Below are 21,882 nucleotides of genomic sequence, written 5' to 3'. Positions count from 1 at the left end.
AGGGACGGTGGCGAGAGGACGGGATTGGGCGGGCGGTCAGGCCTCGACGGCGTCCTCACACGCCTCTTCCGCCCCCTCCGGCTCGTCAGCGGCGACGGCACCGGGGGCAGCCTCCTTGCGCACCATGACGGCGGCGAAGAAACCATCGGTGTCATGGCGGGCCGGCGACAGCGACAGCATGCCGTTGGTGCTGGGCGGGGTGCCCATGTCCTCGGGCCAGGCCTCGGTGATGGGCAGCAGGGTGAAGTCCGGATGGCTGGCCAGGAAGCCCGTCACCTGGTCCTGGTTCTCCTCCGGCAGCAGGGAGCAGGTGGCGTAGACCAGCCGGCCGCCCGGGCGCACCAGGCGGGCGGCACTGTCCAGGATTTCCGCCTGCAGGGGCAGCAGCTCCGACAGGCCCGGGCCCAGCTGGCGCCAGCGGGCGTCGGGGTTGCGGCGCCAGGTGCCGGTGCCGCTGCAAGGCGCGTCCACCACCACACGGTCGAAACGGCCCTTGTGCCGCTTCACCCAGGGATCGCGGGCGGACTTGATGGGCCGCGTCTCGATGTTGTGCAGGCCGGCCCGGCGGAACCGCTCCTGCGCCCGCTTCAACCGGCCGTCCAGCACGTCACAGGCGACGACCCGGCCCTTGTTGTTCATCATGGCGGCGATGGCCAGCGTCTTGCCGCCGGCGCCGGCGCAGAAGTCCACCACCTGCTGGCCCGGCTGCGGGTTGGCGGCGAAGGCCACCAGCTGCGAGCCCTCGTCCTGGATTTCCAGCAGGCCGTCCTGGAAGGCCTTCAGCGTGGCGATGGGGAAGCGGTTGCGCACCCGAATGCCCAGGGCGGAGATGCGCGTGGGCTCCGCCTGCACACCGGCCTTGGCCAGGGCCGCCAGCGCCTGCTCCCGCGTGCCCTTCACCGGGTTCACGCGCAGGTCCATGGGGGCCGCCCCCAGCATGGCCTGCATCTCCGGCACGAAACGGTCGCCCAGGGCGTTGCGCAGGGTATCCGCCGCCCAGTCCGGCACCTCCGCCACCACGGCGTCCGGCTGCTGCGGATGGTCCAGCGTGTGGGTTTCCAACGCCTGGATCAGGGCGCGCTCATGCGCCTCCAGCGGTGCCGGCGCGAACTTGCCGCCGTTGAAATGCTCCGCCACGGAAGACGCGCTACGGCCCCGGGTCAGCAGCTCATCGGCGATCAGCAGGGCGCGCGCGTCCACCGCCGGCTGGCCCTCACCACCATAGCCGGCGCGGTTCAGCCACCAGTGCAGGCGCGCCCAGCGGCGCAGGATGCCATAGACCTTTTCCGCCACGTCGGTGCGATCCTTGGCGCCGATATAGCGGCGGGCGCGGAAAAAGGCGCTGGCCACGGCATCGGCGGGGCGCGGCGTGGCCAGGACTTCAGTCAGAAGGTCGATGGCCGCCTGCAGGCGGGCGGTCGGGGTCATGGGTGAGACTTCTTCTTTTGGATCATAAACAGCAGAGCCGGCTAGGGTTCCCGGTGAAACCCAGCCGGCTCTTCATCATCAAGGCATAACGCCGTCCGAAATCAACCCGGACGGTAGTTCGGCGACTCGTTGGTGATCTGGATGTCGTGGACGTGGCTTTCGCGCAGGCCCGCGTTGGTGATGCGCACGAAGCGGCAGTTCTGCTGCATGCCGGCCAAGGTGGCGTTGCCGGTGTAGCCCATGGCCGCGCGCAGGCCGCCCACCAGCTGGTGGATGACGCTGCCCACGGGGCCCTTGTACGGCACGCGGCCTTCCACGCCCTCGGGCACCAGCTTCAGGGTGTTGGTGACCTCGGCCTGGAAGTAGCGGTCGGCGGAGCCGCGGGCCATTGCGCCCACCGAGCCCATGCCGCGATAGCTCTTGTAGCTGCGGCCCTGGTACAGGATGACCTCGCCGGGGCTTTCGTCCGTGCCGGCGAACATGCTGCCCAGCATGGCGACGTCGGCGCCGGCGGCGATGGCCTTGGCCAGGTCGCCGGAATACTTGATGCCGCCGTCGGCGATGACGGGGATGCCGCGCTCACGGCAGGCGTCCACCACGTCCATCACGGCGGTCAGCTGGGGCACGCCCACGCCGGCGACGATGCGGGTGGTGCAGATGGACCCCGGGCCGATGCCCACCTTGATGGCGTCGGCGCCGGCATCGATCAGGGCGCGGGCGGCGTCACCGGTGGCGACGTTGCCGGCGATGACCTGGGTGTAGTTCGACAGGGCACGGGCGGCGCGCACCTGGTCGGCCACCTTGCTGGAATGGCCATGGGCGGTGTCGACCACCAGGACGTCAACGCCGGCGTCGAACAACGCCTCGGCGCGGGCCAGGCCGTCCGGGCCGGTGCCGGTGGCGGCGGCGACGCGCAGGCGGCCCTTCTCATCCTTGCAGGCGTTGGGGTGCGACTGCGCCTTCTCGATGTCCTTCACCGTGATCAGGCCGATGCAGCGGTAGCTGTCGTCCACCACCAGCAGCTTTTCAATGCGGTGAGTATGCAGCAGGCGCTTGGCCTCATCCTTGCCCACGCCCTCGCGCACGGTGATCAGGTTCTGATGCGTCATCAGTTCCGACACCGGCTGGCGGGGATTGGTGGCGAAGCGCACGTCGCGGTTGGTCAGGATGCCGACCAACTTGCCAGCGGCGCCATTCTCCACCACCGGAATGCCGGAGATGCGGTAGCGGGCCATCAGGCCCAGGGCATCGGCCAGCGTGGCGTCGGCGGCGATGGTGATGGGATTGACCACCATGCCGGATTCGAAGCGCTTCACCCGGCGCACTTCCTCGGCCTGGCGTTCGATATCCATGTTGCGATGGATCACGCCCATGCCGCCGGCCTGGGCCATGGCGATGGCCAGGGCCGATTCCGTCACGGTGTCCATGGCGGCGGACATCAGGGGGATGCCCAGTTCGATGGTCTTGGTCAGCCGCGTGCGGGTGTCCACCTCGGCCGGCATCACACTGGACGCCGCGGGCTCCAGCAGGACGTCGTCGAAGGTCAGGGCTTCGCGGATTTGGAGCGCACGGGTCATGAACCATCTCCCTAGGCGGGCCGGCCATGGGACTTTAGGCGGGCCCGGGCGTCAGATACGGGTATGGGACGACCCGTCCGCCCCCACACATGGGGCCGGCCGCGTCATCCAGGGCTTAAGGTTCGATGCACTATACACGCGGGCCGTCAGTTGTGAACCCACCAGATATGGGTCAAATCCGCGATGGCAGGCCTGCGTTAGCCTCACCCCTCACAGGGTGGAAAAGGTAGGGATTCAGTCCTCGTCACCCTCGGCGGCGTCATCGTCGCGCCGGGTGGTCGTGCCGCGAAAGCCGGTGGCGACGACATAGGTTTCCGAGCTGTCGGCGCGGCTGGCCGGCGGCTTGGCATGGCGGACCACGGCGAAGTCCCGCTTCAGCAGGTCCAGCAGGCTGCGCTCCGCCCCGCCCTGGAACAGCTTGGCCACAAAGGCGCCGCCGGGGGCCAGCACCTCGGCCGCGAAGGCGTAGGCCGCGTCGGCCAGGGCCATGATGCGCAAATGGTCGGTCTTGGGATGGCCGGTGGTGGGGGCCGCCATGTCGGACAGCACCACGTCGGCGGGGCCGCCCAGGGCCGCCTTCAGCTGGTCCGGCGCCTCGGGCAGCAGGAAGTCCATCTGCATGGTGATGGCGCCGGGCACGTCCTCCATGCCCAGGATGTCCAGGCCCACGACCTTGGCGCCGCGCACCTTCTCCACCGCCACCTGGGTCCAGCCACCGGGGGCGGCACCCAGGTCCACCACGCGGGTGCCGGGCTTCAGCAGGTGGTACTTCTCATCCAGCTGCAGCAGCTTGAAGGCCGCGCGCGAGCGATAGCCGCGCTTCTTGGCCTCCGCCACATACGGATCGTTCAGCTGGCGCTCCAGCCAGCGGGCCGAGGAGACGGAGCGCTTGGCCGCCGTTTTCACGCGCACGGTCAGGCCGCGACCGCTGAGCTGGCTGCCGGTACCCTTGGACTTGGTCATGATAATCACCCGGTTTGGCGGACCGGGCCCACGGCCCCGTCATCTCTCGGCATCGATTCGAAGCGGCGCATATTGGTGCCGCCACGCCCAAAGGCAAGCGAAACCTCAGCCCCGGCCGCGCTTGGCGGCCATGACTGGTTCAGCTACGGCCGCGCGTGGCGGCCATAAGCTCCGTCAGGATCCCCTCACGCACCCCCCGGTCGGCAATGCGCAAATTCTCCACCGGCCAGCGTTCCCAGATGGCCTCCAGCACGGCGCAGCCGGCGATCACCAGGTCGGCCCGGTCATGGCCGATGCAGGGATGGGCGGAGCGGCCGGCATAATCCAGGCACAGCAGCGATTTGCTGATGGCCCGCGCCTCCTCCAGTCCCAGCCAGGAACCATCGACCTGCGACCGGTCATAGCGGGTCAGGCCCAGGCGGATGCCGGCCAGGGTGGTGACGGTGCCGGAGGTGCCCAGCATCTGCACCCGGCCGGCCGCGACCTCGCGCCGGATGTCGTTGCGGGCGTCGAAGTCGGCCAGCGCGGCGCCCACCGTGTCCACCATGCCGCGATAGGCCTCGGGCAGCACGCGGTCGCCGCCGAAGGTCTCCGTCAGGCTGACGACGCCCTGGGGCACGGAAACCTGGTCGATCAGGGCGGGCCGGCCCCGGTTGAAGGACAGCCACATGATCTCGGTGGAGCCACCGCCGATGTCGAACACCAGGGCGCGGGGGATGCGGCGGTTCAACAGCGCGGCGCAACCGGCCAGCGCCAGCCGCGCCTCTTCCTCCGCCGTGATGATCTCGATGCGGATGCCGGTTTCTTCCGCCACGCGATCAATGAAGGTGCCGCAGTTGGCGGCGCGGCGGCAGGCCTCCGTCGCCACGGCGCGCACGTCGGTGACGCCGCGCCGGCGCATCTTGTTGCCGCAGATCTTCAGGGCCGCCACGGTGCGGGCCATGGCCTCGTCCGACAGGGCGTTGGTGCGGCTGAGTCCCTCCCCCAGCCGCACGATGCGGGAGAAGGCGTCGATGATGCGAAAGCCCTCCCGCCCCGGGCGGGCGATCAACAGGCGGCAGTTGTTGGTGCCCAGGTCCAACGCGGCCAGAACCGGCCGCCGCACAGGCTCACCCGGGCCAGCACCCCGGGGGGCGCGGGTTTCCGGCAGGGGCTGAACGCCCGTCTCACTCATCGCCGAACCAGCCTTTTCCGTCACACCCAGCGGACACGCCCGTCAGGCACAACCACCAGGTACGCCCCCTCGGGGGCATCATCGCCGCCAAGCCGGCACCCGGTCAGCCGCCCTGGACCGGATGGTCTTCGGGGGCGCCCCGGCGCCGCTGCGGCACACAGGGATTACTCTAGACTATGAGCGCGTCGCCGCACCACCACCCTCGCGCACGCGTCTGCGCCCCGCAATTCGACCATGGATGGGCCTTGCATCGCCGTTTCGCCTCACCGTTCCCAGGCGCCGCTCCCTGACCGCACCGTCAAAAAAATTCCAAGAAAGGGCTACACATCCCCAAAGAGGGGTGTTATAAGCCGCGCCGTCCGACGGACATGGTGGCCTGCGCCGCCGCGTTCGTTCTGCTGGGGGATCGTCTAGCGGTAGGACTACGGACTCTGACTCCGTCAACCTTGGTTCGAATCCAAGTCCCCCAGCCAATTTCTTCCGCGACAGCTCCGCTTGCCTGAGCACCGGCGCCCATCCAGGCGCCATCGCGGCCCGTCCTGCTGGGGGATCGTCTAGCGGTAGGACTACGGACTCTGACTCCGTCAACCTTGGTTCGAATCCAAGTCCCCCAGCCAAACGGCTCCTTTCTCAGCAACATATTGTCGGCAGCCCCCGGCATGACATTTGCCGCCCTCGGAACCGAGCCCCGCAACTCGCGGAAAGCGTGTTTGAACTTTTGTTTCGGCAATTTATAGAATCATTTCAATTGAGATAAACTACTTATGCGAGTCATAGTACCGCGCGACGCGCCCCAGGGCGGCGCAATGGGGACGCGTGGGGGCAAGCCTTGGAGAACAAGGGAATGGACGGCCGCGTGGCCGCTTTCATCGCGACTTGGAATGGGGTCAGCGGATCCGAGATCGCTAATTATGGGTTGTTTCTGACCGGCCTTTGCGATGCACTGGACCTTCCCCGCCCCGATCCCGCCACGGGTGATCCGGAGGCTGACGCCTACGTCTTCGAACGTCGGGTGATCTTCCATCATCCGGACGAGAGCCAAAGCACCGGTCGTATCGATCTCTACAAACGAGGCTGTTTCGTCCTTGAGGCGAAGCAACTGGTCTCCCGCGCCTGTCATGACGGGCCTGACTTGTTCAGTGAGAAGCCGGCCAAACCTGCCGCCCGGGGCCGGGCGACACGCGGCACCCATCGCTGGGACGACGCGATGATCAAGGCACGGGGCCAGGCGGAGAGTTATGCCCGCGCCCTGCCATCGATAGAAGGTTATCCACCCTTCCTGGTGGTCGTTGATGTGGGGCACTCCATCGAGTTGTTCGCCGACTTCACGCTGACGGGCAAGCATTACACCCAATTCCCCGATGCCTCGTCCTACCGGGTCCGCATGGACGATCTGGCCCGGCCGGACATCCAGGCCCGCCTCCGCGCCGTCTGGCAGAACCCCTCCTCCCTCGACCCCACCAAGGTGCGGGCCAAGGCGACGCGGGAAATCGCCCAACGCCTGGCGTTGTTGGCCAAATCGCTGGAACGCGACCATGACGCCCGCACCGTCGCAGAATTCCTGATGCGCTGCCTGTTCACCATGTTCGCGGAGGATGTGGAATTATTGCCGCCCGAGTCCTTCACCGGGCTGCTCCGGGAACTACGGCACAAGCCGGACAAGTTCCGCCCCATGGCGACCGACCTCTGGCGGACCATGGACAAGGGGGGCTTCTCCCCAGCCTTGGCGGAAGATCTGCTGCATTTCAACGGCGGCTTGTTTCACAACGCCGACGCCCTGCCGCTCACCCAGGCGCAGCTCGGTCTGCTGCTGGAGGCGGCGCAGGCCGATTGGCGGGATGTGGAACCCGCCATTTTCGGCACGCTCCTGGAAAACGCGCTGGATGCCGATGAAAGGCATCGCTTCGGCTTGCATTACACCCCGCGCGCCTACGTTGAGCGCCTGGTTTTTCCGACGGTCATCGAACCACTGCGGGAAGACTGGGACAATGTGAAGGCCGCCGCCTTGCTATTGTCGGATAGTGGGCGGCCAGCGGAAGCGCTGGCGGAGGTGCGGACCTTTCACCACAAACTTTGCACCGTCACCGTGCTGGACCCCGCCTGCGGCTCGGCCAACTTCCTCTACGTCGCGCTGGAACACATGAAGCGCCTTGAAGGGGAGGTGCTGGACCTGATGGCCAGCCTGGGGGAACGCCAGGACAGGCTGGACATCCAGGGCGAAACGGTGGACCCGCACCAGTTCCTGGGCCTGGAGAAAAACCCCCGCGCCGCCGTCATCGCGGAACTGGTCCTATGGATCGGCTATCTGCAATGGCATTTCCGCACGCGGGGCAAGACCCTGCCAGCCCAGCCGGTGCTGCGCAATTTCGCCAACATCCGCCAGTGCGACGCCCTGCTATCCTGGGAGCGGGAGGAGCTTCAGCGCGACGCCCAACAACGACCCATCAGCCGCTGGGACGGCAAAACCTTCAAGCCCCACCCCATCACCGGCGAACAGGTGCCCGACGAGGCCGCCCGGGTGGAGCAGTACCGCTACATCCAGCCCAAGATAGCATCCTGGCCGGAAGCGGACTTCATCGTGGGCAACCCACCTTTCATTGCTGGCAAGGACCTGCGCGCCGATCTCGGCGACGGCTATACCGAAGCCCTCTGGGCCACCTACAAGGACCTACCGGCCTCCGCCGACTACGTCATGTACTGGTGGCATCGCGCGGCCCAGGCGGTAATCGATGGCCGCACCCGCCGCTTCGGCTTCATCACCACCAACAGTCTGAACCAAGTGTTCAGCCGACGCATTGTCCAGGCCCATCTGGAGGGCAAAACGCCCCTGTCCCTGGTCTACGCCGTGCCAGACCACCCCTGGGCCGACGGCACGGGTGCGGCCGCCGTGCGCATCGCAATGACTGTAGCGGAGCGGGGCAAGGAGCCCGGTCGCCTGGTTGAGGTGATTGGTGAGAAGCCGACGGGACATGGCGATATCGCCATTGAAACTAGGGAGCGCCGAGGCACGATCACTGCGGCCCTTAGAATTGGAGCAAACGTTTCCGCAGCCGCTCCTTTAATTGCCAATGGCCTTTTATCTTCAAGAGGCGTCGCTCTTCATGGGGCTGGCTTCATCCTGACTTTTGAAGAAAGCCGTCGACTTGGACTTGGACGAATTGGCGGCATAGAGCAACACATTAAGCCGTATCTAAATGGAAGAGATCTCGCTGGAAAATCTCGCAACTTAATGGCCATTGATCTCCATGGGCTTCATGCACAGGAAGTGAAAGACCGATTTCCTGATCTATTCCAATGGATTCTGGAGAGAGTTAAACCGGAACGTGACCACAACAATGAAACATATCGTCGCGAAAACTGGTGGTTGTTTGGAAGAAAAAACACAGAACTCCGAAACGGAATTAAAAATCTCAGAAGATATATATCAACCGTCGAGACCGCAAAGCATCGAGTGTTCGTTTTCCTCGACGCATCGGTCCTCCCGGACAACAAGCTCCTGAACGTCGCATCCGACGATGCTTTCATTCTTGGCGTTCTCTCAAGCCGTATTCACGTTGTTTGGGCCTTGGCTGCGGGCGGACATCTGGGCCAAGGCAACGATCCCGTCTATGTCAAAACCCGCTGCTTCGACCCTTTCCCTTTTCCCGACTGCGACCACACCACCCGTCAGCGCATCCGCGATGTCGCCGAACAAATCGATCGTCACCGTTGGCGGCAGAAAGCCCTGCATCCGGATCTGACCCTGACCGGTATGTACAACGTGGTGGAAGCCATCCGCAGCGGCCGGCCCCTGGATGACAACCTCCGAAAGCTGAACGAACAGGCGCTGGGCAGCACTCTGGTCGACCTGCATGACCAACTGGACCGGGTGGTCGCCGCCGCCTACGGCTGGCCGCGCGATCTGGACGATGAGGCCATCCTGGAACGGCTGGTGGTGCTGAATCGCCGGCGTGCGGCTGAGGAGGAGGCTGGCCACGTCCGCTGGTTGCGGCCGGAATATCAGGCACCCGACAGCATCACCGTCCAGGGCAATCTGGACATCGGTGAGGCCATGCCGCTGGCGGCGGCAACAGCCCGCCGCCCCTGGCCCAAGATGCTGCCAGAGCAAGTGGGTGTCCTGAGGTGGGCGTTGGCCGCACAGGATCAACCGGCCCGGGCGGAAGACTTGGCGCGGCTGTTTACTCGCGCCAAGCGTGACCGGGTGGCGGAGGTGCTGCAGGTCATGGCGGATCTGGGCCAAATACGGCGGCTGGACCATGACCATTCACGATACCTGACGTAAGTCCAGCCAAACGGCCTCCCGCGTCCTTCCACCCCGTTGACATCCGGCGGCGTTCGACGTCTTCTCAATGCCAGTGCGCATTGGGGCGCCACCTGTCCGCGGCAAGGGGGCCTGGCCTCCACCCAGTCGGTTTCGACCGTCCCTCACATATCCCTTCTTCCGGCCCCATGAAGCGGACATCGGGCGATATTCGGAAGGAAGGTCACCCCATGTCTTCTCACACCCCATCATCGCGCACCCTGGCGGCCCGCACCCTGGGCGCCCGCACCAGCGTCGATGGCCTGCGCCGCGAGGCCAAGCGCTGGCTGAAGGCGATCGGCACCGGTGAGGCCGACGCCGTCGCGCGCTTTCTCATGGTGTTCCCGGGTCATGCCACGGCGCCCAAGCTGCGCGAGGTGCAGCACGCCCTGGCGCGGGAGCATGGCTTCCCCACCTGGGCCGCCCTCACACAAGAGGTGGCCGACCGCGCCCGCACCCTGGAAGAGCGCGTACGCCTGTTCCTGGAGAAGGCGGTCAACCGTTACGGCACCAATCCCGCCACCCGGAAATGGGGCGACTATGAGCGCGATGGCGGCAGCCGGGGCATCGTGGCCGCCCGCCTGCTGGCGCGGCATCCGGAGATCGCGCGGGCCAGCATCCACACCGCCGTGGCGGCGCACGACCTGGACGCGGTGCGCGCCTTCCTGGCCAAGGACCCCGGACTGGCGCGCGACCGCAGCGATTTCGACGGCTGGACGCCCCTGGCCCACCTGGCCTATGCGCGCCTGCCCCTGGAGGCCACCCTGGAGGCCACCCTGGAGACCGCCCAGGAGACCGGCGCGCTGGCCATCGCCACCCTGCTGCTGGACGCTGGCGCCGACCCGGACGCCGGCTGGTCGGACAGCCCCGAGTTCACGCCCCTGGTCGGGGTCATCGGCGACGGTGAGGGCGGCCAGGCCCCCCACCCTCAGGCCGAGGCCTTCGCCCGCCTGCTGATCAACCGCGGCGCCGACCCGCTGGCGGCCCAGGCGCTGTACAACACCTCGCTGCGGGAGGATTCCACCTTCTGGCTGGAGTTCCTGTGGGCGGAATCGGCCCGGCGGGGAGAGACGCCCAAGTGGACCGGCCCCGCGCCCGAGGCCCTGGGCGGGGAAAAGTCCCGTAGCGCCGTCGCCTATCTGCTGGGCAACGCGGTGGCCAGCAACCACCCGCGCCGCGCGGAATGGCTGCTGGAGCATGGCGCCAAGGCCGACGACGTCAACTTCTACTCCCGCCAGCCGGTCATGAAGCATGCCGTCATGGGCGGCCACGCCGACATGGTGGACCTGCTGGTGCGCCACGGCGCGGCACGTCCGCAGTTGACCGAGGATGAGGTGTTCGTGGCCGCCGTCGCCACGGGCGACAGCGCCACCCTGCGCCGGCTGGCCCAGGCGCATCCGGAGTTCCTACGCTCCATCGCCCCGATGAAGGTCGCCCTTAACACCGGTCGCACCGACATGGTGGCGGTCTTGCTGGACCTGGGCATGTCGCCCGACGTGGCCGATGACCACAACTGCCGCGCCCTGCATTTCGCCGCTCATGCCGGCGCGGTGGAGGTGGCGCGGCTGCTGATCGCCCGGGGCGCGGAGGTCGATCCCTTCGACGGGCGCTATGGCGGCAGCCCCCTCACCCACGCCGTCTATCATGGTCAATGGGATATGGTGGATTTCCTGGCCGGGCACAGCCGTAATTTCCGAGGGCTATGCTTCGCGGGCAAGGTCGACCGGCTGCGGGAGTTGCTGACCGAGGAGCCTGACCGCGCCAACCGCCAGGACCGGCCGGGCGAGCCTGGCCTGTTCTGCCTGCCGGATAACCAGGAGACGGCGGTGGAGCTGGCGGAATTGCTGCTGTCCTTCGGCGCCGACCCCACCTATCGCAACCCCCTGTGCCAGACACCGGCCGAGGCCGCCCGCCGCCGGGGCCTGGACGATGCCGCCGATGTGATCGAGATGGCGGCGGGGGAGTGAGGCTTTGCGACACTTAAGCCTTTGAGGGCAAAACCCGCCCCCGGCACACTGCCATCGGCAACCAGGAGTGGGGGATGACCGTGGGCATAGGGTGTATGGGCGGGGGGCGTTTAGGCGGGGGGCATTTAGGTAGGAATGCGGCGGCCGCCCTGATGATGGTGGCCGCTTGGACGACATCCGCGCTGGCGGCGGATGCCAATGACTGGCGGCGGACGGCGGAAACCGACCTGGACGCCATGCATGACATCCTGGTGGCCAACCATCCGGCCATGGTGGTGGCGAAGGACAGCGCCCCCTTCCGCGCCTGGCTGGAAACCGGGCGGGTCGAAGCCAAGAAGCTGCTGCCCGCCGTGCGGGATGAACTGACCTATTTCGACCTGTTGCGCTTCTACGCTGGCGGCTTCCGCGACAGCCACATCGGCGCCTATTGGCTGAAGGACCCCGGACGTCTAAAGCGTCCCTACATCTGGCCCGGCTTCAATCTGGCATGGGCCGGCGGCGGCTACATCGTCACCGACCATCCGCCCGACACGGCCCTGCCCCCGGCCGGCGCCCAGCTGGTAGCCTGCGACGGCGTGCCCGCCACCGCCCTGGCCCATGATCGGCAAGAGCGCAACGGACAGGACCTGACCCTCGACTCCCAACGCCGTCGCCACGCCTTCTGGCTGCTGTGGGCCGGTGAGGGCAGCCTGTTCCTGCCGCCGTTGAAAGCCTGCACCTTCACCCTGTCCGGTGGCGGCCCAGCCAGCTCCTACGCCCTGACTTACCGTCCGACGAAGGCGGATAGCAGGCCCGCACCGCCCGCCCGCGCGCAGTTTGGCCTCAGCCGCTGGGGCCAGGACGGCTGGTGGATCGGCGCGCCGGACATGGCCAGCGATCAGGCATGGAAACGCACCCTGACGGCGGTGAAGACCCATCTCCAAGCCATGCGCCGGGCACGGACGGTCGTGGTCGATGTGCGCGGCAACACGGGCGGAAGCGGAGACTTCGCGTACGCTCTCGCCAATCTGCTGTGGGGCGCGGATATGGTAAATGCCGGCAAGCCCGACCTGGGGCCCGTGGTCTATCGCGCGTCGCGCCTCAATCGTGACCAGCTCGCCGCCTACCTGCCCCAGATGAAGGAGATCAACGTCCAGACCGGCAGCGCCGCCATATTACGGCGCCTGCTGGCACGCTATGACGAGGCCATCGCCGCCGGCCGCACCACCTTCACCGAAGAGGCCCCCGGCCGGAACCAGCCCCTGCGCCCGCCGCCCAACCCCCTGCGCGGCCAGGTCATCGTGCTGACCGACGGCGCCTGCGTGTCCGCCTGCCTGGATCTGGTGGATTTGTTCCTGGCCCTGCCCAACGTGCGCCAAGCGGGCACTGAGACCGACGCCGACACCATCTTCATGGAAATGACCAAGGCGCCTCTGCCCTCTGGCCATGCCGGGATATCGTTTGGCCACAAGGCCTGGGTGGAGCGGCCGCGCGGCTCCAACGTCAGCTACCACCCCACCCCGGGCCTGAGTTGGACGGGGAACCCGGCCGATGACGCCGGGGAGCGCGCCTGGCTGGCCAAGGCGGCGGGCGCCACGCCCTAGAGACGCGAGAAATCGAAGCGTGGGCGGAAGCCCAGCACGGTGGCCGCGCTGCCGGCGTCGTACACCCGGTCCAGCCGCGCCGGCAGGGCCCAGCCCCGGCGCTCGAACAGGGCCGCCACCCGAGGCAGGCGGGTGCGGATCAGGCCCGCCGCGTCCGTCGCCAGCGCCACGGCCTCATCCCGCCGGAAGGGGGTGAGGGCGGAGATGAGGAAGGTTCCGGGCACGGTCCCCGCCGCCGCGTGCACATGGGCCGCCGCCGCGTCTACCATGCTGAGCCCCCGGTGCAGGCGATGGGCGGCCCGGAGGGGCGCCGGTTCACGAAAGCAGCGGGCGATGCGCAGGATGGCCAGGCCCTGAGGAAAGGCGGACCCGGCCTGGACGCACAGGTCCTCCGCCGCCTGTTTGGTCTGGTCATAGATGTCGCGCGGCCGGACGGGCGTTTGCTCATCCACCCAGACCAGGCCGCCCGGCGACGGCACCAGGCTGTGACCGTAGAGGGAGGTGGTGGAGGTGTAGACCATGCGCCCCACCCCGGCCTCGGCCGCCAGGCGCAGCAGCGCTGCCGTCGCCTGGACGTTCACGCGGTGGAAGTCGGCATCTGGCAGCCGCCCCACCTGGGGCGCGTGCAGGGCCGCCACGTGGATGACGGCGTCCTGGCCCTCGGCCGCCCGGGCCAGCGCGTCGGCATCCGCCACGTCGGCCTCGATAGTGGTGGTGGCGCCCGCCCGGATGTCCAGCCCCGTGACCGCCCAGCCGCGCGCCAGCCCCTGGCGCACGATGGCGGCGCCCAGCGGGCCGGAGGAACCGGTGACCAGGATGCGCATGGGGGCCCCTCACGGCAAAACGGGGACAGGTCGCCCCGCCCCCGCTTATACCAGCGACGTTTGATCGTGACCGCTCAAACGTCCCCTCAGTCGCCGGGCGCCGACATCCGTCGGCTTGGCTTCCTCAGTTTCCAGTCCACTACGTTCCCCGGAAACTTCCGGCGGCCCCACTTGGGGCCTACAGCGGCATGGGTCATAGCCCCATGCCGCCGAGCGTCGAACGCGGCTCGAAAGGCTCAGCGGCGCCAGGCCACGACCGTCTGCTGCTGCGTGCCCAGCAGGTCGGAGCCCAGGCGCATGACGTCGCCGGCCTTCAGGTACACCGGCTCCGGCTTCACGCCCATGCCCACGCCCGGCGGGGTGCCGGTGGTGATCAGGTCGCCCGGCTGCAGGGTGATGAAGCGGCTGATGTAGCTGACCAGCGTCGCCACGCCGAAGATCATGGTGCTGGTGTTGCCCGTCTGGCGACGGGCGCCGTTCACGTCCAGCCACAGGTCGATGTTCTGCGGGTCGGCGATTTCGTCCGCCGTCACCAGCCAGGGGCCGACCGGGCCGAAGGTGTCGCAGCCCTTGCCCTTGTCCCAGGTGCCGCCGCGCTCGATCTGGTACTCACGCTCCGACACGTCGTTGACCAGGACGTAGCCGGCCACATGGCCCAGGGCGTCCGCCTCATCAACGTAGCGGGCGGTCTTGCCGATGACGATGCCCAGTTCCACCTCCCAATCGCTCTTCACGCTGTCCTTGGGCAGCACGACATCGTCATTGGGGCCGTTCAGGCAGCTGATGGCCTTGGTGAACAGCACCGGCTCCTTGGGCAGGGGCAGGTTGGATTCGGCGGCATGGTCGGCGTAGTTCAGGCCCACGGCCAGGAACTTGGCGATGCCGGTGTAGGGCACGCCCAGGCGCGGGCTACCGGACACCACCGGCAGGCTGGCGATGTCCAGCGCCGCCAGGGCGGCCAAGCCCTCGGCCGACAGCTGGGCGGGGCCAATGTCGGCCACATGGCCCGACAGGTCGCGGATCTGGCCGGCGGCATCCAGCAGGCCGGGTTTCTCCTGGCCCACCGGGCCGTAACGCAGCAGCTTCATGGGGAAGTCCTGTCCCTGATTAGAAAGGCGCTCTGTTAGCGGTCGCAGTTTTCTTCCAATCTGACACCGCTGGCAATGCCGATCCTTTCATGGCGCCCCCCGCGTTACTGGCCGTTGCGGATATAATCCGCCAAGCCCAGCGCCAGATGATCGTACAGCAGACGCACGCGCCGGCTGGACTTCAGGTCCGGATGCATGACCAGCCAGGTGTCGAGGTCGAAGCCCAGGGTGCCGAGCAGCAGGTGCACCAGATCGGGGTCCCGCCGCCCCAGCCCCACCTGGCAGATGCCGACGCCGAAACCGGCGCGGATGGCGGCCAGCTGGGCCACGTCGCTGTCGGCGCGGAAAGCGAAATGCTCACGGCCGAAATACCGCCCCCGGGCGCGCAGGGTGCGGATGACAGCCGTTTCGGTATCGAAACCGATCAGGCTGTGGTTGGCCAAATCGTCCCAGCTGGCCGGGGTGCCGTGCGTTTCCAGATAACTTCGGTGGGCATGAAGCCCCAGCGCGATGACGCCCAAGTGCCGGGCCACCAGCGCGCCCTGCGTGGGGCGCACCATGCGAACGGCGATGTCGGCGTCGCGCCGCAGCAGGTCCTCCGTCTCGTTGGACAGGGACAGCTCAATCGCCACCTTGGGATGGTCGCGGCGGAAGGCGGTCAGGATAGGGGGCAGCACCTCCACCCCCACCACCACACTGGCCGTGACACGCACGCTGCCCGCCACCTCATCGGCCGGTCCTGACGCCGCGCGCAGCAGGGCGGCCGCGGCGGCGGCCATCACCTCGGCATGGGTGCGAAGCTCCAGTGCCGTTTCGGTCGGCGTCAGGCCTTGGGGGGAGCGGGTGAACAGGCTGGCGCCCAACGCGCGCTCCAGCTCCTCCACATGGCGGCCGACGCTGGGCTGGGTCAGCCCCAGCGCGCGCCCCGCCGCCGACAGGCTGCCCTCGCGCAGCACCGCCAGGAAGGAGCGATAAAGTTCCCAGCCGGGCTCCTGCTTAGTCATAAATTTATGTATATCTATTCAACAGCATTACGCAATTCCGTTTAATGCCCCGACCCGTCACCTTCCCGGCATCGCACTGACGCGGACGGAGGAAAAGATGGCGAAGATGAACGGCAAGACGGCGCTGGTGATCGGGGCCAAGGGCGGCGTAGGCGGCGCCGTGGCGGCCCGCCTGCTGGCCGATGGCTGGACGGTGAAGGCCCTGGCCAGGGGGCGGGGCGGCCGCGCCGACCTGGCCACCGCCCAGTGGATCCAGGGCGATGCCATGAACGCCGACGACGTGGCCCGGGCCGCCGCCGGCGCCGATGTCATCGTCCATGCCGTGAACCCGCCAGGCTACAAGGACTGGGACAAGCTGGTGCTGCCCATGATGGACAACACCATCGCCGCCGCCAAGGCCGTCGGCGCCCGCATCGTGCTGCCCGGCACGGTCTACAATTACGGGCCGGATGCCCTGCCCGACCTCACCGAAGAATCGCCCCAAAACCCCGTCACGGTGAAGGGCGGCATCCGCGTGGCGCTGGAGCGCCGGCTGCGCCAGGCGTCGCAGGAGGGCGCACGTGTCCTGATCCTGCGCTGCGGCGACTTCTTCGGGCCCCATGCCGGCGGCAGTTGGTTCAGCCAGGGGCTGGTGAAGCCCGGCAAGACAGTGACCGCGATCCCCTACCCAGGCCCCCATCACGTCGGCCACGCCTGGGCCTACCTGCCCGACGTGGCGGAAACGGTGGCCCGCCTGCTGGCGCGGGAAAGCGACCTGGCGGCGTTCGAGACCTTCCACTTCGGCGGCCACTGGCTGGAGCCGGGCGTGGACATGGCCCGCGCCATCCAGCGCGTGGTGGTGGCACGGGGCGGAAGGCAGCCGACGATCACCACCTTCCCCTGGTGGCTGGTGACCCTGGCATCGCCCTTCGTCACCATGTTCCGCGAGGTGCGCGAGATGCGCTATCTGTGGCAGCGGCCGGTGCGGCTGGAAAACGCCAAGCTCAAGGCCTTCCTGGGATCGGAACCGCACACGCCGCTGGACCAGGCCGTGGCCACGACGCTGACGGACGCGGGCTGCCTGCCGGCGTAACGCAGGGTCAGGGCTGGACAAACGTACCTGCTTCCACCATCAAATTTTTATTGGATACAAAATCCATGGGCAGGAGCAGGGAATGAAAAAGATGGCAGGGGCGAACCGGACGGCGAAATGGGTGGCGGCGGCGCTGGCCGCCGTGCTGATGACCGGCGTGGCGACCCACGGCTGGGCCGAGGACAAGAAAGACAAGGGCGGCGAGGACGGGCCCAAGGCCGGCAAGATCGCGGAGCAGATCGAGGCGGCCACCGCCCGCGCGCCCATCGTGGAAACGGCCAAGAGCAGCGCCCACAGCGTCACCATCCGTGGCAAGAGCATCCGCTACCAGGCAACCGCTGGCACCCTGACCATCCGGGATGACAACGGCAAGCCGACCGCCAGCGTGTTCTACGTCGCCTACACGGCGGAGGGTGCGCCGGCGACCAAGCGGCCGGTGACCTTCCTCTATAACGGCGGCCCGGGCTCCGCCAGTCTGTGGATGCACATGGGGCTGGGGCCGGTGCGCGTGCGCACCAGCGCGCCGGACAACACCCCGCCGGCGCCCTATGTCTATTCCGCCAATGAGGACAGCATCCTGGACAAGACCGACCTGGTCTTCATCGATGCCGTCGGCACCGGCTATTCCCGCCCGCTGGGCGACGCCAAGGACAAGGACTTCTGGGGCGTGGACCAGGACGTGGACGCCTTCGCCCGCGCCATCAACCGCTACGTCACCATCAACAACCGTTGGAACTCGCCCAAATTCCTGTTCGGCGAGTCCTACGGCACCACCCGCTCATCCGCGCTGGCCAACCGGCTGCAGCAGGACGGCATGGATTTGAACGGCGTCGTGCTGCTGTCGTCCATCCTGAACTACGGCATCCGCCAGCCGGGCTTCGACAACATCTTCGTCTCCTACCTGCCCAGCTACGCCGCCACCGCCTGGTACCACAATCGCATCGCCAACAAGCCCGCCGACCTGCCGGCCTTCCTGCAGAAGGTGCGGGACTACGCGCGTGGCCCCTACACCGTGGCGCTGGCCAAGGGCCAGGACATCACCCCGGAGGAGGAGGACGCGGTGGCCAAGCAGCTGTCGGCCTACACCGGCCTGTCGGTCCCCTTCCTGAAACAGGCCAAGCTGCGCGTCAGCCTGCAGCGCTTCCGCAAAGAGCTGCTGCGCGACGAGGCCAAGACGGTGGGTCGCCTGGACAGCCGCTTCGTGGGCGTGGACATCGATTCCGCCGGCGAGGGGCCGGAGTACGACGCCTCCTCCAACGCGGTCACCAGCGCCTTCATCTCCAGCCAGCGTGCCTACATCAGCGGTGACCTGGGCTATAAGACCGACCTGGACTACCGCCGCAGCGCAGACGGCGCCATCGGCCAGTGGGACTGGCACCACAAGATCGAGAACCGGCGGATGGAGATGCCGGACGTGGCCCTGGACCTGGCGCAGGCCATGCGCCAGAACCCGCACCTGCAACTGCTGTCGCTGAACGGCTGGTACGACATGGCCACGCCCTTCTTCGGCACGGAATACGACATCGGCCACATGCAGCTGGAACCGGCCCAGCGCCGGAACGTGACCTTCAAGTACTACCCCTCGGGTCACATGGTGTACCTGAACCCCGACGCCCTGAAGCAGATGGTGGCCGACCTGGACGCCTTCTATGACAAGGCCGCCCCTGCCGCACCGTAGGATCGCGCCGACGCCGGGGCGGCCCCCACCGGAGGGTGCGAAGGAGGCGGCATGCCCCCTGGTTGCTATAGCCGTCTGCATCAAATCAGACGCAGCCGGCTATAGCTGAGTCTGTCTGCGGGCAGCTTCACGCCGAAAGGCGACTTCACCTTTCGGTGATCTACTCTAAATCTCCCCTTCCAACCCTCCGTCCCTTCTCGAGACGTCATAGGCACGCTGCGCTTTTTCCAGCGCGGAGCCGTTGGCGAGCGACCAATTGTAAAGGGCGGCAAAGGGTTCGCGTAGCGAGCAGCCAAGATCGGTAATTGTGTACTCGACACCGATAGGCTGCGTCGGCAGGACTTTGCGACTGATGAGGCCGCTACGCTCCAGACGCTTCAATGCCTCAGACAAAGCCTTGTGGGTGATGCCGTCGAGGCGGCGCTTGAGGTCGTTGAACCGCGCCGGCCGCGTGCAGAGGACGCTCAGGATCAGCACCGTCCACTTGTTGGCGATCTGTTCGAGAATGGGCCGCGTCGCGGTGACATCAAGCGGCAGTTCGAGCACGTCCTTGGACATGGGTATACACCTCGATATCTGAGCACCATCAGGTGCGTTCTTGTAATTAGATATAGAAAAGATATCTGTTCGTCATCACCAGCGATGTGAGGACGTATGAGCATTTCAGGAAAAATCGCCGTCGTGATTGGCGGCCATGGCGGCATCGGTGGCGCCATCGCGGAGCGGTTCGCGGCGGAAGGCGCCACAGTTTACGCCACCAGTCGCCGCGCCGAAGAGGGGGAGGTTGAGCTTGGGGCCGGCAGGCTGCGCGCGCGCCGCGTCGATGCTGCCGATTTGACGGCGCTCGCCGCCTTCTTCGAGGCGGTGAGCAGCGAGGCCGGACGAGTGGACGTGCTCGCCGTCAACGCGGGCATCTCCGAGTTCGCGACCCTCGACGACATCACCGAGGATCATTTCGACCGGACCTTCGGCCTCAACGTGCGCACGCTGCTGTTCGCCGCCAAGGCTGCGACGGCGATCATGCCGGATGGTGGCTCGATCGTGTTGGTGGGCTCGATCGCCGACGCGATCGGCACCAAGGGCTATGGCGTCTACGGGGCAACCAAGGCCGCCGTGCGCTCGTTCGCGCGAACCTGGGCCAACGAGTTGGCGCCCCGCAACATCCGCGTCAACGTCGTAGCACCAGGACCAACCGACACCGCCATGATGGCGGCGGCATCCGACGAGGTGCGCGAGACGCTGATGAAGCTGATCCCGCTCGGCCGTATGGGTCGTGCCGACGAAGTGGCCTCGGCCGCGCTGTTCCTCGCCAGCGACCAAAGCAGCTTCATCACCGGGGCCGAGCTGCCGGTCGACGGCGGCATGGCGCAGGTCTGATCCGCGCCGTCTGCCGAACGACATGGGCGCGGACCCTCGCCGACGCGGCGTCCGCCCCAGGGCATCATGTCGCTCCCCAGCGCAACGGGCTGGACAGCGGGCTTGTCATCAAACATCAAACAATTTGATGACAACCCGCAACAGGGAGCTTGGGGATGCGTAAGACGATCGTGGCGTTGACGGCGGTGCTTCTAACTTCCGTCGCCGTGGCCGGATGGGCTGACGACAAAAAGGACAAGGGGGGCGAGGACGACGCACCCAAGGGCAAAGTGGCGGAACAGATCGAGGCGGCCACCGCCCGCGCCCCGGTGACCGAGATGGCCAAGACCACGTCGCACACCGTCACCATCAAGGGCAAGAGCATCCGTTACCAGGCGACGGCCGGCACCCTGACCATCCGCGACAATGACGGCAAGCCCACGGCCAGCGTCTTCTACGTCGCCTACACGGCCGAGGGCGCGCCGGCGGCCAAGCGGCCGGTGACCTTCCTCTACAACGGCGGTCCCGGCTCGGCCAGCCTGTGGCTGCACATGGGGTCCTTCGGGCCCATCCGCGTGCGCACGGCCAGCCCGGACAGCAACGCGCCGGCGCCCTACAATTTCACCGCCAACGACGACAGTCTGCTGGACAAAACCGACTTGGTGTTCATCGACGCCATCGGCACCGGCTATTCCCGCCCCCTGGGCGAGGCCAAGGGCAAGGACTTCTGGGGCGTGGACCAGGACGTGGACGGCTTCGCCCGGGCCATCGGCCGCTATGTCACTCTCAACAACCGTTGGAACTCGCCCAAATTCCTGTTCGGCGAGTCTTACGGCACCACGCGGTCGGCGGCCCTGTCCAACCGGCTGCAGCAGGACGGCATGGATCTGAACGGCGTCATCCTGCTTTCGTCCATCCTGAACTACGGCATCCTGCAGCCGGGCTATGACGAGGGCTACATCGCCTTCCTGCCCAGCTACGCCGCCACCGCCTGGTACCACAACCGCATCCCGAACAAGCCGGCCGACCTGGCCGCCTTTGTACAACAGGCGCGGGTCTTCGCACGCGGCCCCTACGCCGCCGCCCTGGCCAAGGGCCAGACCATTTCGGCGGAGGAGGAGGATGCGGTGGCCAAGCAGCTGGCCACCTTCACCGGCCTGTCGGCGGACTACCTGAAGCGGGCCAAGCTGCGCATCGATCTGTTCCGCTTCCAGAAGGAACTGCTGCGCGACAAGCGGCAGACGGTGGGCCGCTTCGACAGCCGCTTCCTGGGCGTGGACACCGATGCCGCCGGCGAGGGACCGGAGTACGACCCGTCCGACAGCGCCATCAACAGCGCCTTCATCTCCAGCCTGCGCGCCTACCTGGCCGGCGACCTGGGCTACAAGACGGACCTGGAGTACCGCCCGGGTTCCGACGAGGCCAACGACCAGTGGGATTGGCACCACAAGGTGCCGAACGTCGGCAAGCTGGAGGTGCCGGACGTGGCGCTGGACCTCAGCCTGGCCATGCGCCAGAACCCGCACCTGCAGCTGCTGTCGCTGAACGGCTATTACGACATGGCGACACCGTTCTTCAACACGGAGTACGACATCAACCACATGGCGCTGGAACCGGCGCAGCGAAAGAATGTGACGTTCAAGTACTATCCGTCCGGGCACATGATCTACCTGAACCCGGATGCGCTGAAGCAGCTGGTCGTCGATCTGGATGCCTTCTACGATAAGGCTACCTCGGGCGGCGCATAAGAGCGGACCGCTTTACCCTGGCCCAACAGGCACTTGCCCGGTGATGGGCTTGGCCCCATCTTCGGTCCATTCCGCCGCCGGCGTTCCCCCGGGGATGCCGGCGGCCAACAACGATTGGGG

15 protein-coding genes and 2 tRNA genes are annotated in these 21,882 nt (G+C 67.2%); 9 read left to right on the top strand and 8 right to left on the bottom strand.

What is annotated here, in order from left to right:
* Window positions 1–36 precede the first annotated feature (36 nt).
* The 4 genes from FBZ89_RS22250 to FBZ89_RS22235 all read right to left on the bottom strand — a co-directional run bounded on the left by FBZ89_RS22250 (window position 37) and on the right by FBZ89_RS22235 (window position 5,142).
* Window positions 37–1,428 (bottom strand): RsmB/NOP family class I SAM-dependent RNA methyltransferase, encoded by a 1,392-nt coding sequence (locus FBZ89_RS22250; protein WP_145752285.1) that lies wholly within the window; start codon window positions 1,426–1,428, stop codon window positions 37–39.
* 101 nt (window positions 1,429–1,529) lie between these two features.
* Complete coding sequence (guaB, locus tag FBZ89_RS22245; protein WP_145752283.1) at window positions 1,530–3,005, bottom strand: IMP dehydrogenase; 1,476 nt, start codon at window positions 3,003–3,005, stop codon at window positions 1,530–1,532.
* A gap of 234 nt (window positions 3,006–3,239) precedes the next feature.
* Window positions 3,240–3,968, bottom strand: coding sequence for an RlmE family RNA methyltransferase (locus FBZ89_RS22240; RefSeq protein ID WP_145752281.1), 729 nt, complete (start codon window positions 3,966–3,968; stop codon window positions 3,240–3,242).
* Between the two features lie 139 nt (window positions 3,969–4,107).
* Complete coding sequence (locus FBZ89_RS22235; protein WP_145752280.1) at window positions 4,108–5,142, bottom strand: Ppx/GppA phosphatase family protein; 1,035 nt, start codon at window positions 5,140–5,142, stop codon at window positions 4,108–4,110.
* 399 nt (window positions 5,143–5,541) lie between these two features.
* Between FBZ89_RS22235 and FBZ89_RS22230 the strand changes: the two genes are divergently transcribed.
* The 5 genes from FBZ89_RS22230 to FBZ89_RS22210 all read left to right on the top strand — a co-directional run bounded on the left by FBZ89_RS22230 (window position 5,542) and on the right by FBZ89_RS22210 (window position 12,992).
* A tRNA-Gln gene (locus FBZ89_RS22230) sits at window positions 5,542–5,615 on the top strand.
* 70 nt (window positions 5,616–5,685) lie between these two features.
* A tRNA-Gln gene (locus FBZ89_RS22225) sits at window positions 5,686–5,759 on the top strand.
* A 227-nt stretch (window positions 5,760–5,986) separates the two neighbouring features.
* On the top strand, window positions 5,987–9,424 hold the full coding sequence (locus FBZ89_RS22220) for a class I SAM-dependent DNA methyltransferase (protein WP_145752278.1): 3,438 nt from the start codon (window positions 5,987–5,989) through the stop codon (window positions 9,422–9,424).
* Window positions 9,425–9,633: 209 nt separating this feature from the next.
* Window positions 9,634–11,409 (top strand): ankyrin repeat domain-containing protein, encoded by a 1,776-nt coding sequence (locus tag FBZ89_RS22215; protein ID WP_186457511.1) that lies wholly within the window; start codon window positions 9,634–9,636, stop codon window positions 11,407–11,409.
* A 152-nt stretch (window positions 11,410–11,561) separates the two neighbouring features.
* Window positions 11,562–12,992: a S41 family peptidase gene (locus tag FBZ89_RS22210; RefSeq protein ID WP_186457510.1), complete on the top strand. Its 1,431-nt coding sequence runs from the start codon at window positions 11,562–11,564 to the stop codon at window positions 12,990–12,992.
* Here the strand turns inward: FBZ89_RS22210 and FBZ89_RS22205 are convergent.
* The 3 genes from FBZ89_RS22205 to FBZ89_RS22195 form a co-directional block, all read right to left on the bottom strand.
* Window positions 12,989–13,816, bottom strand: a complete 828-nt coding sequence (locus tag FBZ89_RS22205) for an NAD-dependent epimerase/dehydratase family protein (protein ID WP_145752273.1) — start codon at window positions 13,814–13,816, stop codon at window positions 12,989–12,991. The genes FBZ89_RS22210 and FBZ89_RS22205 overlap by 4 nt on opposite strands.
* Window positions 13,817–14,052: 236 nt before the next feature.
* Window positions 14,053–14,904 carry a 2,4-didehydro-3-deoxy-L-rhamnonate hydrolase gene (locus FBZ89_RS22200; RefSeq protein WP_145752271.1) on the bottom strand — a complete coding sequence of 284 codons (852 nt, stop codon included), beginning with the start codon at window positions 14,902–14,904 and terminating at the stop codon, window positions 14,053–14,055.
* A gap of 104 nt (window positions 14,905–15,008) precedes the next feature.
* Window positions 15,009–15,908, bottom strand: a complete 900-nt coding sequence (locus FBZ89_RS22195; protein ID WP_145752269.1) for a LysR family transcriptional regulator — start codon at window positions 15,906–15,908, stop codon at window positions 15,009–15,011.
* Between the two features lie 97 nt (window positions 15,909–16,005).
* On the opposite strand from FBZ89_RS22195, the gene FBZ89_RS22190 reads away from it, so the two are divergent.
* Both FBZ89_RS22190 and FBZ89_RS22185 read left to right on the top strand, forming a co-directional pair.
* Window positions 16,006–16,980 carry an NAD-dependent epimerase/dehydratase family protein gene (locus FBZ89_RS22190; RefSeq protein WP_342780643.1) on the top strand — a complete coding sequence of 325 codons (975 nt, stop codon included), beginning with the start codon at window positions 16,006–16,008 and terminating at the stop codon, window positions 16,978–16,980.
* An 82-nt stretch (window positions 16,981–17,062) separates the two neighbouring features.
* Window positions 17,063–18,658, top strand: a complete 1,596-nt coding sequence (locus FBZ89_RS22185) for a S10 family peptidase (RefSeq protein ID WP_145752266.1) — start codon at window positions 17,063–17,065, stop codon at window positions 18,656–18,658.
* 165 nt (window positions 18,659–18,823) lie between these two features.
* Here the strand turns inward: FBZ89_RS22185 and FBZ89_RS22180 are convergent, their stop codons facing one another.
* On the bottom strand, window positions 18,824–19,216 hold the full coding sequence (locus tag FBZ89_RS22180; protein ID WP_145752264.1) for a winged helix-turn-helix transcriptional regulator: 393 nt from the start codon (window positions 19,214–19,216) through the stop codon (window positions 18,824–18,826).
* Between the two features lie 96 nt (window positions 19,217–19,312).
* On the opposite strand from FBZ89_RS22180, the gene FBZ89_RS22175 reads away from it, so the two are divergent.
* Both FBZ89_RS22175 and FBZ89_RS22170 read left to right on the top strand, forming a co-directional pair.
* Window positions 19,313–20,035: an SDR family NAD(P)-dependent oxidoreductase gene (locus FBZ89_RS22175; protein WP_145752262.1), complete on the top strand. Its 723-nt coding sequence runs from the start codon at window positions 19,313–19,315 to the stop codon at window positions 20,033–20,035.
* 155 nt (window positions 20,036–20,190) lie between these two features.
* Window positions 20,191–21,762: a S10 family peptidase gene (locus FBZ89_RS22170; RefSeq protein WP_145752261.1), complete on the top strand. Its 1,572-nt coding sequence runs from the start codon at window positions 20,191–20,193 to the stop codon at window positions 21,760–21,762.
* Window positions 21,763–21,882 lie beyond the last annotated feature (120 nt).

Source organism: Nitrospirillum amazonense, assembly GCF_007828045.1.
GTDB lineage: Bacteria > Pseudomonadota > Alphaproteobacteria > Azospirillales > Azospirillaceae > Nitrospirillum > Nitrospirillum amazonense_C.
Note: the sequence above shows the minus strand (reverse complement) of the source record. Positions and strands in the feature narration are given on the sequence as shown.